This is a genomic window from Acidovorax sp. A1169, assembly GCF_030704685.1.
Taxonomy (GTDB): Bacteria; Pseudomonadota; Gammaproteobacteria; order Burkholderiales; family Burkholderiaceae_C; genus Acidovorax.
Genome location: NZ_JAUZDX010000003.1, coordinates 387,115 through 399,492, shown reverse-complemented (window position 1 = coordinate 399,492; position 12,378 = coordinate 387,115). Strand labels below are relative to the sequence as shown.

General features: G+C 61.5%; 10 protein-coding genes. 8 read left to right on the top strand and 2 right to left on the bottom strand.

Translation table 11 applies throughout. The features are described from left to right. The first annotated feature begins 46 nt into the window (after positions 1 to 46). Positions 47 to 805, top strand: coding sequence for a type II CAAX prenyl endopeptidase Rce1 family protein (locus QYL93_RS08000; protein ID WP_305743160.1), 759 nt, complete (start codon positions 47 to 49; stop codon positions 803 to 805). A gap of 6 nt (positions 806 to 811) precedes the next feature. Here QYL93_RS08000 and QYL93_RS07995 read toward each other — a convergent pair whose 3' ends face one another. Next, complete coding sequence (locus QYL93_RS07995; RefSeq protein WP_305743159.1) at positions 812 to 1,267, bottom strand: hypothetical protein; 456 nt, start codon at positions 1,265 to 1,267, stop codon at positions 812 to 814. A 131-nt stretch (positions 1,268 to 1,398) separates the two neighbouring features. Between QYL93_RS07995 and QYL93_RS07990 the strand changes: the two genes are divergently transcribed. From QYL93_RS07990 to QYL93_RS07980, 3 genes are all read left to right on the top strand, one after another. Continuing rightward, positions 1,399 to 2,160: a CPBP family intramembrane glutamic endopeptidase gene (locus QYL93_RS07990; protein ID WP_305743158.1), complete on the top strand. Its 762-nt coding sequence runs from the start codon at positions 1,399 to 1,401 to the stop codon at positions 2,158 to 2,160. Between the two features lie 156 nt (positions 2,161 to 2,316). After that, positions 2,317 to 3,708 carry a glutathione-disulfide reductase gene (gene gor, locus QYL93_RS07985; RefSeq protein WP_305743157.1) on the top strand — a complete coding sequence of 464 codons (1,392 nt, stop codon included), beginning with the start codon at positions 2,317 to 2,319 and terminating at the stop codon, positions 3,706 to 3,708. A 654-nt stretch (positions 3,709 to 4,362) separates the two neighbouring features. Further along, complete coding sequence (locus QYL93_RS07980; RefSeq protein ID WP_305743156.1) at positions 4,363 to 8,553, top strand: PAS domain S-box protein; 4,191 nt, start codon at positions 4,363 to 4,365, stop codon at positions 8,551 to 8,553. 125 nt (positions 8,554 to 8,678) lie between these two features. On the opposite strand, the gene QYL93_RS07975 is transcribed toward QYL93_RS07980, so the two are convergent. After that, positions 8,679 to 9,059 carry a tautomerase family protein gene (locus tag QYL93_RS07975; RefSeq protein ID WP_305743155.1) on the bottom strand — a complete coding sequence of 127 codons (381 nt, stop codon included), beginning with the start codon at positions 9,057 to 9,059 and terminating at the stop codon, positions 8,679 to 8,681. Positions 9,060 to 9,145: 86 nt separating this feature from the next. Between QYL93_RS07975 and QYL93_RS07970 the strand changes: the two genes are divergently transcribed. From QYL93_RS07970 to QYL93_RS07955, 4 genes are all read left to right on the top strand, one after another. Beyond that, positions 9,146 to 10,030, top strand: coding sequence for a LysR family transcriptional regulator (locus QYL93_RS07970; RefSeq protein ID WP_305743154.1), 885 nt, complete (start codon positions 9,146 to 9,148; stop codon positions 10,028 to 10,030). A 440-nt stretch (positions 10,031 to 10,470) separates the two neighbouring features. Then, a complete protein-coding gene (locus QYL93_RS07965; RefSeq protein WP_305743153.1) occupies positions 10,471 to 10,632 on the top strand; it encodes a hypothetical protein in 162 nt (53 codons plus the stop codon). A 76-nt stretch (positions 10,633 to 10,708) separates the two neighbouring features. Next, complete coding sequence (locus QYL93_RS07960) at positions 10,709 to 11,341, top strand: hypothetical protein (protein ID WP_305743152.1); 633 nt, start codon at positions 10,709 to 10,711, stop codon at positions 11,339 to 11,341. Positions 11,342 to 11,717: 376 nt separating this feature from the next. Further along, entirely contained in the window at positions 11,718 to 12,314 is a 597-nt protein-coding gene (locus QYL93_RS07955; protein ID WP_305743151.1) for a hypothetical protein, read from the top strand. Positions 12,315 to 12,378 lie beyond the last annotated feature (64 nt).

Sequence of the window (12,378 nt, the reverse complement as noted above, 5' to 3'; positions counted from 1 at the left end):
CCACTGCAAGACCGCCCTGGCTCGCCGATCACCCCACCTGGCTTGCATGACACCTGACCACACCACTGCGCCCCCCGGCGCCGACTTCCCCTTCTACAACGGCCAGCCCGTGGCGCTGGGTGCGCGCCAGTGGTGCTTCATCCTGCTGGCCTTGGCGGCGGCCTATGGAGCGCTGTACATCCCCGCCATGGTGGCGTGGCGCGTGTCTGGCGGGTGGGCTGCCGTGGTCCCGGCCCTCGTGTTCCCGCTGTTGCCGCTGCTAGCACTCAGGGCGGTGGCGGGGCCGCAGTGGCAGGTGCTGTTCAGGCGCATGGGCTGGCGCGACCTGGGGCTGGCCGTCGGCCTGGTGTTCCTCAGCATCGGTGTGACGGTGGCCGTCGCCCTCATCGTCGCGCACTTCTTCGGCGCCGTGCCCAATCCCGTGATCAAGGCACTGGCCGGCATGGGCACGAAAGAAAAGCTGGTCTTCATGGCCAGCACCATCCCGCACCTCATTGGCGAAGAGATCCTCACCGTGCTGCCCTTCCTGGCGCTGCTCACCTGGCTGGCCGGCCCGCTGCGCTGGCCACGGCGCCGGGCCATAGCAGGCGCTTGGGTGTTGGCGTCGGTGCTGTTCGGCGCCCTGCACCTGCCCACTTACGGCTGGAACGTGGCGCAGAGCCTGATCATCATCAGCACCTCGCGCGCGGTGCTGTGGCTGGCCTACCTGCGCACCAAGAACCTGTCGGTCGCTGCCCTGGCGCACATCCTCAATGACTGGTTGCTGCTGGGCTTTGTGCTGGTGCTGGGGGCCGTGATCGGCTGAGCAGGGTCAGCACCGCACCCTGGGCGATGGCCGCACCGCCTGCGCCACGAGCAAGGCCGCAAGCCAAGGCGACGCTGCGCTGGTCACGCCCACGGCGACGACCAGGGCCGCAGGCCGCAGGCTGTGCGTACTGACCAGCATGTACAGCAACGCCAGGGCGCTGGTACCGATGGCGGCGATGCGTGCGGTAGTCACCTTGTTCGCGGGCGCCATGGCGGCGCACAGCAGCACGGGCAGGGCGCCCGTGAGGGCCGCGCCAACGATGTCCTTGGCCAGGTAGACCACCAGGGGCCAACTGCATTTCTTGTCGCCGCTGGCGCCGCCGTACCAGACCAGGTCGGGCGGGCAACGGGCCAGCGAGAAGTCGCCGAGCTTCAGCCACAGCCAGATGCCCAGGCCCATGGCGCCGGCGAAGACGAAGGGTTGGGCGGCGCGGCGCAGCGGGTGGGGTACGAGGTTCATTGGGGGCGTATACAACGGGTGCACGGGCATGTGCATGCCGAGTGTTGCCCACGGCGGTGAGGCCAGTGTGAAGTGTCAGTCCTCCGAAATGTTTTTTAATGCGCTTTCTACCGCACCCTGCCCGTACCCCCATGACCCTTGCGCAGACCCCCGCAGCCACGCCTGGCGGCGCGGACTTCCCCTTCTACAACGGCCGGCCGCTCGCCCTGGGTGCGGGCCGCTGGTGCGTGCTGCTGCTGGGCGCAGCGCTGGGCTTTGCCGCGCTCTACCTGCCCATGCCTGCAGCCTGGGGGGGCTGGGGATCGATGGTGCCGGCCATCCTGTTCCCGCTGCTGCCCTTGCTGGCGCTGCGGGCGGTGGCCGGGCCGCACTGGCAGGTGCTGTTCAGGCGCGTGGGCTGGCGCGACGTGGGCCTGGCCCTGGGCGTGGCGCTGCTCAATATTGCGGTGACCGTGTTGGTGGCCCTGCTGGTCGACCGCCTGTTTGGCGAGGGCACATCCAACCCCGCGTTCGGCGCACTCGGGCACATGGACACGGGCGAGCGCGTGGCCTTTTTTGCGCGCACCATACCCCAGCTCGTCGGCGAGGAAATCATCACCGTGCTGCCCTTCCTCGCCGTGCTCGGCTGGTTGTCGGGCCCGCTGGGCCTCAGCCGGGGCCAGGCCATCGTGGGGGCCTGGCTGGTGTCTGCGCTGATCTTCGGCGCCCTGCACCTGCCCACCTATGGCTGGAACGTGGCGCAGTGCCTGCTGGTGATCGGCTCGGCGCGGCTGGTGCTGTCGCTGGCCTACCTGCGCACCAAGAACCTCACGGTGTCGGCCATGGCCCACATCGCCAATGACTGGCTGCTTTTTGCCGGGGGCATGGTGCTGGGTAGTGCCGTCGGCGCCTGAGCGGCCATCTTGGTACGCGACGTGCGGCCCATCTTGGCCCTGCAGCGCGCTCTTGTTCTTCGTTGCCTTACCATCCCATGCGACCTGCAGATTGCCTGCAGCGCAATGCATGCGCGTGCACCGGGCTGCAGAACACAATGACAAGGAAAAGATGCCATGGGCGCGTATGACTATGATTTGTTCGTGATCGGCGGGGGCTCCGGCGGCGTGCGCGCCGGCCGCGTGGCCGCATCGCTCGGCAAGCGCGTGGCCGTGGCCGAGGAGCACCGCTTTGGCGGCACCTGCGTCATCCGTGGCTGTGTGCCCAAGAAGCTGTTCGTCTACGCCTCGCAGTTCCACGAGCACTTCGAGGACGCTGCGGGCTACGGCTGGCAGGTGGGTACGCCCACGTTCGACTGGAAGGCGCTCATCGCCGCCAAGGACAAGGAGATCGCCCGGCTCGAAGGTCTGTACCGCCGTGGCCTGGACACCAACGGCGCCGAGATCATCGACAGCCGCGCCGAGCTGGTCGACGCCCACACCGTGCGCCTGGTGGCCAGCGGCAAGACCGTCACTGCCGAACGCATTGTCATCGCCACGGGCGGTGCACCCAACCCGCATGCTGCGCTGCCGGGGCACGAGCTGTGCATCTCGTCCAACGAGGCCTTCGACCTGCCGCAGCTGCCGCGCGCCATCCTGATCGCCGGCGGCGGCTACATCGCCGTCGAGTTCGCCAACATCTTCCATGGCCTGGGCGTTCAGGTCACGCTGATCTACCGTGGCCAGGAAATCCTCTCGCGCTTTGACCACGACATGCGCCAGGGCCTGCACAAGGCCATGGTGGACAAGGGCATCCGCATCCTGCTCACCGATGTCATCGAGAACGTGGCCCAGGTGGAGGGTGGCGGCGGCCTCATCGCCACGACGAAGAACGGCGAAACCATCGCCGTCGACACCGTCATGCTGGCGCTGGGCCGCGACCCCAACACCCGCGGCCTGGGGCTGGAGGCGGCCGGCGTTGCCATGGACGAGCGCGGCGCCATCATCGTCGACGCGTACTCGCGCACCAACGTGCCCAGCATCTGGGCGCTGGGCGACGTGACCAACCGCGTGCAGCTCACGCCCGTGGCGATCCACGAGGCCATGTGCTTCATCGACACCGAGTACCGGGGCAAGCCCACCGTACCCGACCACGACCTGATCGCCACCGCCGTGTTCTCGCAACCCGAGATCGGCACCGTAGGCCTGTCGGAGGAAGATGCCGCCCAACGCTACGCCGAGGTCGAGGTCTACCGCGCCGAGTTCCGCCCAATGAAGGCCACGCTGTCCGGCCGCGCGGAAAAGACGATCATGAAGCTCGTCGTCGATGCCGCCAGCCGCAAGGTGCTGGGCGCCCACATCCTCGGCCACGACGCGGGCGAGATGGTGCAACTGTTGGGCATATCGCTCAAGGCCGGCGTCACCAAGGACGATTTCGACCGCACCATGGCCGTACACCCCACGGCGTCGGAAGAGCTGGTGACCATGTACCAGCCGAGCTACCGCTTGAGGGATGGGCGACGGGTCTGATGGGCTGCGGCGCAGGGCGGGGGCACTCCACGGCTTTGCAGTCAGCCTTGGCTTTTGCACAGGACTGCAATCGTGAGGAGTGCATGCATCAGATGCGCGTCACGGGCCGATGATGCATGACCTGCCCAGCTGTGACCCGCCGCAAGGGCACCAAATCCGATTGAATGCTGCGCTGTTCGAGCGCGTGCTGGTGTGCTTGCAAACCATTCGGTAGCCGTTTGTGAGTAGTACATGCTGGCCGCAGACGCCGGCATCCGGAGCCCCCGATGGAGAGATTCCTCAAGTCGATGCACAAGCGGCTTATTGAATGTCGGGCATGCAGCATATGCAAGCGCTGTCGAGGTGATTGTGCGGGCCCATCATGTTGACCGTTGTTCCAATCGAGCTTTGACTGCTCCCATTGTTAACAACTGTCCAAACCACATTCTCCACAAAGCGGCTATTGATTTTTTCACCTACACTTGGTTTCAAATTGCATCGTTGCGACTGCGTTTTCCATATGCCCCAGTGAGTTTTTTCGCAACCGGCCACCTCAGTTGCATCAAAACTGACGAAAAGTGCGAGGCATTTTTCTGGTCGCCAGCCCGCGGTATCTCGATCTGCAAGTCAGATTCGCGATCCTGCCCTTGATGCCAGAAGCGAAGGAGAGTCAAAGTGTCAGCAGCCGCGTTACCCCCCAATGAATCTGACCGCGTTCGGTCGTTGTCTGCGCTTGGAGTCCTGGACTCAGCGCCTGAGCGCGAGTTTGATGCGCTGGTGCAGGCGGCAGCGCTGGTGTGCGGTGTGCCCATTTCCCTCATCAGCCTGATTGACACCAATCGCCAGTGGTTCAAGGCGAATGTCGGGCTTCCAGGGGTCACCGAGACCCCCCGCGAGGTGGCCTTTTGCGCACACGCAATATTGGAAGATGGAATCTTCGAAGTGCCCGATGCGACGCTTGATCCTCGCTTTTCTGGCAACGCGCTGGTTACAGGCGCCCCCGATATCCGATTCTATGCAGGCGCCACGCTGCGCCTGCGCGACGGGTCCCATGCGGGCACTTTGTGTGTCATCGACCGCCAACCCCGCAAGTTGGACGCGCAGCAGCGCGAGATGCTTGGCCATCTGGCAGTGGCCGCTGTCCAGGCCCTGGAAGGCCGGCGTGCGTTGCTCGCCGAGCGCGAACTGCGCGAAGTAGCCACGCGCGCAGCGGTTGTGCTGCACAACAGCTTGGATGCCATCGTCACTCTGTCGATGGACGGCAAGGTTACCCACTGGAACGCTGCTGCGAAGCGCCTGTTTGGGTACAGTCCTTCCGAGATGCTGGGACAGTCCGTAACGAAGCTGGTGCCGCCCCATCTGGCCGTCGCAGAAGGCGACTGGAAGGCCAAGCTGAGCAAATCGTTGAATGGTTTCAACTATCAAACCAGCCGGATGCACCGAACTGGCCATCCAATAGCTGTTTCGATTAGCCTGGCGCCGATTCGCAATGCCTTTGGTGAGCTGACGGGTGCAACCGAGATCATCCGTGATATCCGGGAACAAGTGCGCGCTGCTGAAGTTCTGGCCGACAGTGAGGCCCGTTTCAAGGCCCTCAGCGAGGTGTCGCCATTGGGGGTATTCGCCGCTGATTCACATGGTGCCTGCACCTACACCAACGGTCGCTGGCAAGGCATCTACGGGCTTACGTCTGAGCAAAGCCTGGGCGATGGCTGGGCAACAACCTTGCACCCAGATGATCGTGCGTCCGTGTTTGCCGAGTGGCAGCGCACGGCAGCATCGGGTGTCGAGTTCGACATGGAGTTCCGAATTCTGCGCCCCGACGGGCAAACGCGCACTGTGCGCTCGCGCGCCAGAGGCCATGTGGGCAGTGATGGACATGTGACAGGCTATGCGGGCGCTGTCGAAGACGTCACCGAGCAGCGGGCCACAAGTTTGAAGCTGGTGACCAGTGAGCTGCGTCTGCGCCGCTTGTACGAGTCAACGCCTGCAATGCTGCACTCGATCGATCCCAAAGGCCATCTTGTGACGGTGACAGGCCATTGGCTGGACACCCTTGGCTACACGCGAGAAGAAGTGATCGGGCGCCCATCCACCGACTTCCTCACGCAAGCTTCAAGACAACACGCCAAATCCATTTTGCCGCGGTTCTTTGAGCAGGGGCGTTGCGACGATGTGCCTTACCAGATGGTGTGCAAGAACGGCAGCATCATCGACGTCCTGTTGTCGGCCGTGCTTGAGCGTGACGCTGCAGGCCAGCCGCTGCGCAGCATGGCTGTTGTAAGGGACGTCACCGAGCGGCTGCGCGTGGAGCGAGCGTTGCACGAAGAGCGGTTCCGGTTGGCGTCCATCATCGAGGGGACATCTGCCGGCACCTGGGAGTGGAATGTCCAGACTGGAGAAGTCAAGGTCAATGAGCGCTGGGCCAATATCCTCGGGTGGTCGCTGAAAGACCTTGGTGCGGTAAGCAACCAGTTCAGGGCCGATATTGCTCACCCCGACGAGCTGGCGCAAACTCGACAGCTGTTGCGAGACCACTTTGGCGGTCGCCGTGATGTTTATGTGGCGGAGATCAGGTTGCGCCGGCGCGATGGCAGTTGGGTCTGGGTAGAGGATCGTGGGCGCCTCATGACACGCACGCCGGATGGACGCCCAGAGTGGGTATTCGGAATACATGTGGATATCACCGAACGCAAGCGCCAGGAAGAGGCGCTGCGCAAAAGCGAGCAATTGCTGAACCGCACCGGCGAAGTTGCCGGCGTGGGCGGCTGGGAGCTGGATCTACTGACGGGTGTGTTGGCTTGGTCGGCCCAGACGCACCGAATCCATGGTGTACCCCCCGGCTACCGGCCGGTGTTGTCAGATGCCATCAACTTCTACGCACCCGAGGCACGTCCGGTTCTCCAGGCCGCAATCAACCGGGCAATGGACACCGGGGAGGGCTGGGATCTCGAGCTGCCCTGCTTCAAGGCGACCGGAGAGCAAATCTGGGTGCGCGCAGTGGGGGCTGCCGAATGCGACGGCGGCAAGCCAGTCAGACTTTCTGGGGCACTCCAGGACGTCACAGCACTGCGCAATCTCTCCAGGGAACTTGCTGCGCAGCATGAGCTACTGCGGGTTACGCTTCAATCCATCGGTGACGCTGTCATCACCACCGACGCCTCCGGCACGGTGACGTGGCTGAATCCGGTGGCCGAACGCATGACGGGCTGGCTCAATTCGGAGGCCAAGGGTCGTGCGGTTGATCAGGTTTTTCACATAGTCCACGAAGAGACCCGCAGGCCTGCGGAGAATCCTGTCGGCATCTGCCTGCAGCAGGGCAAGGTGGCTGGCTTGGCAAACAATACCGTACTGATCTCGCGCAATTGCGAGGAATTCGGCATTCAGGATTCAGCCTCACCCATTCGCAATGATCGTGGTGAAATGCTGGGTGTGGTCCTTGTATTCCACGACGTGACCGAGCAGCGCCGCATGAGTGGTGAGATGAGCTACCGTGCCACGCACGATGCTTTGACGGGACTGGTCAACCGCGCCGAGTTCGAGACCCGGCTGCGCCGAACGTTGAACAAGGCGCATGAGGATCGTAGCGAACATGCGCTTTTGTTCATCGACCTGGACCAATTCAAGCTGGTCAATGATGCCTGCGGCCACTCGGTGGGCGACCAACTGCTGCAGCAGGTAAGCAGGCTGCTGGGCGAGACCGTTCGCGCGCGCGACACGCTGGCCAGGCTGGGCGGTGACGAGTTTGCGGTGATTCTTGAAAACTGCTCGACTGAGCAGGCGCAGCGAGTGGCGCAGCAGATCTGCGAGCGCATGGATGACTTTCGCTTCATGCACGATGAACGGCGCTTTCGCATTGGTGCCAGCATCGGCCTCGTTCCCTTGGACAGCCGCTGGGGCACTACCTCTGCAGTCATACAGGCCGCTGACACCTCATGCTATGCGGCCAAGGAAGCCGGCCGCAACCGGGTGCACGCCTGGTTCGATACCGACCAGGCCATGCGCGCACGCCACGGCGAGATGCAATGGGCTGCGCGTCTGGAACAGGCCTTGGACGAGAGTCGCTTTGTGCTCTATGCGCAGCGTCTTGAAGCCCTCGACCAACAGTCCCACGGCCTGCATGCCGAAGTGCTGCTTCGCATGATAGACACAGACGGAAGTGTGGTGCAACCCGGTGCCTTTTTGCCGGCCGCCGAGCGGTTTCACTTCGCCTCGCGGATCGACCGATGGGTTTTGCGCCATTCCATAGACACGCTGAGTTCACTGACGAGCCTTTCACCCGTCGATACCTTGTGCGTCAATCTGTCGGGGCAGTCCATCGGCGATAGAGCTTTTCACCGCCAGGCCATTGACACTTTGACCGCTGCGGGACATGAAGTGTGCAAGCGGCTTTGTCTGGAGATCACGGAGACTGCAGCTGTCACCAACATGGCTGACGCCGCGATATTCATTGATCAAGTTCGTGCGTTGGGTGTGCGGATCGCGCTTGACGATTTCGGCGCTGGAGCATCGTCGTTCGGCTACCTGAAAAACCTCAAAGTCGACTTTCTCAAAATCGATGGGCAGTTCATCCGTGACCTCATCGATGATCCGCTTGACGATGCTGCCGTGCGATGCTTCGTTGATGTGGCGCGAGTGGTGGGTGTCAAAACAGTCGCCGAGTTCGTCGACCGATCCGAATTGCTTGATCGGGTGCGCGAAATCGGCATCGACTTTGCGCAGGGCTTTCTGCTGCACAGGCCAGAGCCCATACAGTTGGTACTGGGCATTCTTCAGCCTGGACCGGTGGTGGAGGTCTTTAACGAGGAGCAGGCGCAGCAGAAGGTCTCCAAGCGAAACGCTCAAAAACCCAGGATCGTTAGGTAGTACCGACAAGCCCAGTGTGGGTACCTGGGCGCCGGGCGTGCTGTCCGGCCAGGCCGGTTTTGCAACGAGGTCGACTGCCCAAAGCGGGGCGGTTGGCGCGCTTGGAGTTTTTTTGCTCTATTGCCCTATGCGTATTGTGCCAGGCCGTGGCCGAATGACCAGTTCTCCTTGGCCACTTCGACCAGGCTGATGAACACATCGTCCGGCCGCAAGCCGGGGCTCTCGCCCAGCAATTTGGCGATGCGCTGGTACAGCGCCTTCTTCTGCTCCAGCGTGCGCGTGTTGTTGGCGGTGATCTGGATAAATACCAGATCATCACTGCGCGCTACCCCCATGTAGGTGGGGTTGTAGCTGAAGTTGGCCGCATCGTGCTCGGTGATGACCATGAACTTGTCATCCTCGGGCACATTGAAGGTCTCGCGCATGGCCTGGTACAGGCTGTCGCAAAGGGCCTGGCGGTAGGCCTCGGGTTTGCCGGAGCGCATGGCGATGTGAAGCAGGGGCATATCGGTCAACTCTGTAAAGTGGTGATGGCGCCATGCTAATCATCACGGTTTGTTATTGCAATTTATACCAGTGATAATGGTTGCATATGGCCAAAGACGCGCAGCAACCGCAGCCCCAGCAACAACACCGCCCCCTCGACCTCGATGCTGTCGAAGCCTTCGTACGCATTGCCGAGCTGGGCAGCTTTACCCGCGCGGCCGAGGCCATGCAGACCACCCAGGCAGCAGTGAGCCTAAAACTCAAGCGCCTGGAAGACCGCCTCGGCTGCCGCCTCATCGAGCGCACCCCGCGCCATGTCGAGCTGTCGGCACGCGGCGCGGCCTTTCTGGCACCCGCACGCGAACTGCTCGCCGTACACCAGCGCACCCTGGCCACCTTTGCCGAGCAACGCGACCGCGAGCGCATTGCCATCGGCATCAGCGACCACGTGGCCGGGCCCGACCTGCCCGCCCTCATAGCCCGCATGAACGCACACGACCCGGGCCTCGTGATCGAGATCCGCATCGGCTCATCGGGCGATCTGCTCCAGGCCTACGACCGGCGCGAACTCGACGTAGCGATCGTGCGCTTTCACGCCGACCGCAGCGATGGCGAGGTGCTGGCCGAAGAGCTCTTTGGCTGGTTCGCTGCGCCCACATGGCAGCACCGCGCGGGCGAGCCACTGCCCATCGTCACGCTCGCTGAGCCTTGCGGTGTGCGGGTGATGGCCAGCCAGTTGCTCGACGAGGCTGGTGTGCCCTGGAGCGAGGCGTTTGTGGGGGGCGGGGTGGCGGCTGTGTCAGCGGCTGTCATTGCCGGCCTGGGCGTGGCGGCGCTGGCTGCGCGCATGCTTCCACTGGGGGCGGTGGATGTGGGTGCGCGGCTGGAGTTGCCGGCGTTGCCGCGGCTCCCGGTGGTGCTGCATTCGCGGGTGCGGGGTGGGCGGGGGAGGGAGGCTGTGGGGGTGTTGGGGCTGGCGTTTGGGGGGTAGTGCGGCAAGTCCGGCAAATGCTGCTGGCGCTATGGTTTCCTATACCGACAAACGCTGCAAAGCCAACTCACCGGCCCCATTGGTGGCGTGCATGCAACTCAAATCGGTGAACCGTCTCCCCCATTTGGGTGGAATGCGCAACGCAGCGTATGGACGGCCATGCCCGAGATCATTCGTCCTCTCGGCGTCGTTCATTTCGTACGGCAGAATGCTCCCACAAAATGATAGGGAGGGCTGTGCGATCTTTCGGCGCTACTTTCTGCACCGTCGATGGTGAACTGGTTGGTCGCTGGGACATGTCGGTGTCCAGGCCCTCCGCCAAGTGGCTTGAATACTGCGAAGAGATCTTGGCGGCAGGAATTTAACGTCCAGCATATGCAAAATCACACAGTGGGGTTTCATCAATCCGCCGGTGGAAAAATAACTACTCAAGTCGGGCCATGGAATTTTACACGATGGCCTTTGGAAATTTTGGGGAAATGCAGGTCATTTTTCGAATGGTCGACCATCGTGCTAGATACGACCAGAAATGCCCACATCTTCTGAAGGCGATCAGCATGGATATTTATTTGGGTGACGGCGTGGGGCCGGAGTGCTACTGACAGCACATTTCCTGTGGAATGGCGAGCAGGTTGCTCGATCAAGTCCGATTTCACGAATTTCAAGGAGTCAAGAGGAATGAAATTTCTAAGGGTTGTTGGTTTTCTAATATGCTCGATGTGTTTGGGAACGCTTGCTGCGCAAGGTACATCCCCTTCTATTGCGCCAATTGACTATGGTATCAAGGGGATCGGAGCCTTGAGCCCTGATCAGAGTCGTGCTTTGTTGAACTGCTATCTTGCCGGAGACGCAGCCACAAAGATAGTCGAACTCCGCGGCGAAGGAAAGAGCAGCGATGAAATCATCAAGCACTATGAAAAATCGGTGGATAAGGGTTGGATGAAGCTCATCCATGACGTGCTGCCCTTTGTCGTCAAAGACAATCCACCAGCATCGACTCAAGTCGAATATGGGAGCAATTTCTATGGGAAGTGCTTGGATGAGGATCTGAACGAAAAAGCCCTGCAGGTGGCGTTGTACTGCTACAGGTTGAATCAGTTCTCATTGCTGGCGTTTAGTTTCCGGAGTATCGGAGATCCGATGGAGGCCGCTTATACAAAGATGCCTGTTCATGAAAAAGTTAAATTGGTTACTGACGAACTTCTGATGCGAGCCAAAAAAACTGACAAATCCAAAGAAGTGCAATTTCGAGCGCAGACGTATTACGGGTGCCTGGGGCATCCGGAAATAAATCCGATGGCTCCAAGATAAGTAAGCGTGCGGTGAATATACTTTCGGCTGGAGCGAAGGGGCAGGCATCACGGCCAAGGCGCTCCTGGCGAGCAGGCTCATAAGGCACCCGTGTATATCAACTTGTCCAGCCCTGGCATGACGGTCCAAAAAACCCTACATGACAGCGTAGGAGAGGCCACCAACGCTGAGCGCTCGCAAGAACTGCGGATTGTCTAGGAGCGAGCCCAGCCTTACCAATCGCCTGTACAGCCCCTTCTTGTACCCCCATGGCGTTGAGAACCATAGGCAGAGAGCCCTCCAAGGAGGGCGGCGATCAGTCTTAACCTCCACAATAGACTGGCGCAGATCTGGGCTACCCGGTGAATTGCCGACTACATCAAAATTGGGACACATAATGAACTACGACGCTCTTCACACACAGCTCGGACGCTTTGTGCTGAAGTTTCAAACGGTAGAGGCTGCAATGGTCGAACTGACCGTGCAGATTGTGAATGCGGACTCAGAGTACGTGGCGACCCTCGTAGCGGAGTTGGAGTTCAATGCGAAGGCGCGGGCGCTTGATGTTATCTACACACGCCATGCCCAGATCTTTGGCTTGTCTGAAAAAATCCCGCACGCGGAGTTTCATAAGCTAATGGTCAGAATTCAGAAGCTCGCCACGCGACGCAACGATCTCGTTCATTCGTTTTACAACCTTCTGATCACCGCTGATGGTGAGGAAGCTTTGGCGCGTACCCCTACGCGATTGAGGCCAAGTGATGGTGTGAGGGAACAAGAAGGAGAAGACATACTTCCAGATAAACTTGAGGCGGAGATTGCGGAGATGGGATTGATCCTCAATCCACCGAACTTAAGCCAATCTACCCCTTGTAAGCCATATGCGAATGCGGCTTCACATGGCGCCTGGGTCTGGGCTGAGATCGGCCCGCCACCCGGCGCACCAGATTCTTGCCCGGCAACGCAATCGCCTCTGCAATCAAGTCCTGAATGACCAGCAGCGCACGCGCTAGCCAACGCCGTATCACGAGCGTTGCGTATGCGGGGCGGCGTCCGGT

Bases quoted from the DNA above. Each gene is read 5' to 3' on its own strand.
- QYL93_RS08000 (WP_305743160.1), top strand. From the start codon at position 47: ATGACACCTGACCACACCACTGCGCCCCCCGGCGCCGACTTCCCCTTC.
- QYL93_RS07995 (WP_305743159.1), bottom strand. From the start codon at position 1,267: ATGAACCTCGTACCCCACCCGCTGCGCCGCGCCGCCCAACCCTTCGTC.
- QYL93_RS07990 (WP_305743158.1), top strand. From the start codon at position 1,399: ATGACCCTTGCGCAGACCCCCGCAGCCACGCCTGGCGGCGCGGACTTC.
- gor (WP_305743157.1), top strand. From the start codon at position 2,317: ATGGGCGCGTATGACTATGATTTGTTCGTGATCGGCGGGGGCTCCGGC.
- QYL93_RS07975 (WP_305743155.1), bottom strand. From the start codon at position 9,059: ATGCCCCTGCTTCACATCGCCATGCGCTCCGGCAAACCCGAGGCCTAC.
- QYL93_RS07970 (WP_305743154.1), top strand. From the start codon at position 9,146: ATGGCCAAAGACGCGCAGCAACCGCAGCCCCAGCAACAACACCGCCCC.
- QYL93_RS07965 (WP_305743153.1), top strand. From the start codon at position 10,471: ATGGAATTTTACACGATGGCCTTTGGAAATTTTGGGGAAATGCAGGTC.
- QYL93_RS07960 (WP_305743152.1), top strand. From the start codon at position 10,709: ATGAAATTTCTAAGGGTTGTTGGTTTTCTAATATGCTCGATGTGTTTG.
- QYL93_RS07955 (WP_305743151.1), top strand. From the start codon at position 11,718: ATGAACTACGACGCTCTTCACACACAGCTCGGACGCTTTGTGCTGAAG.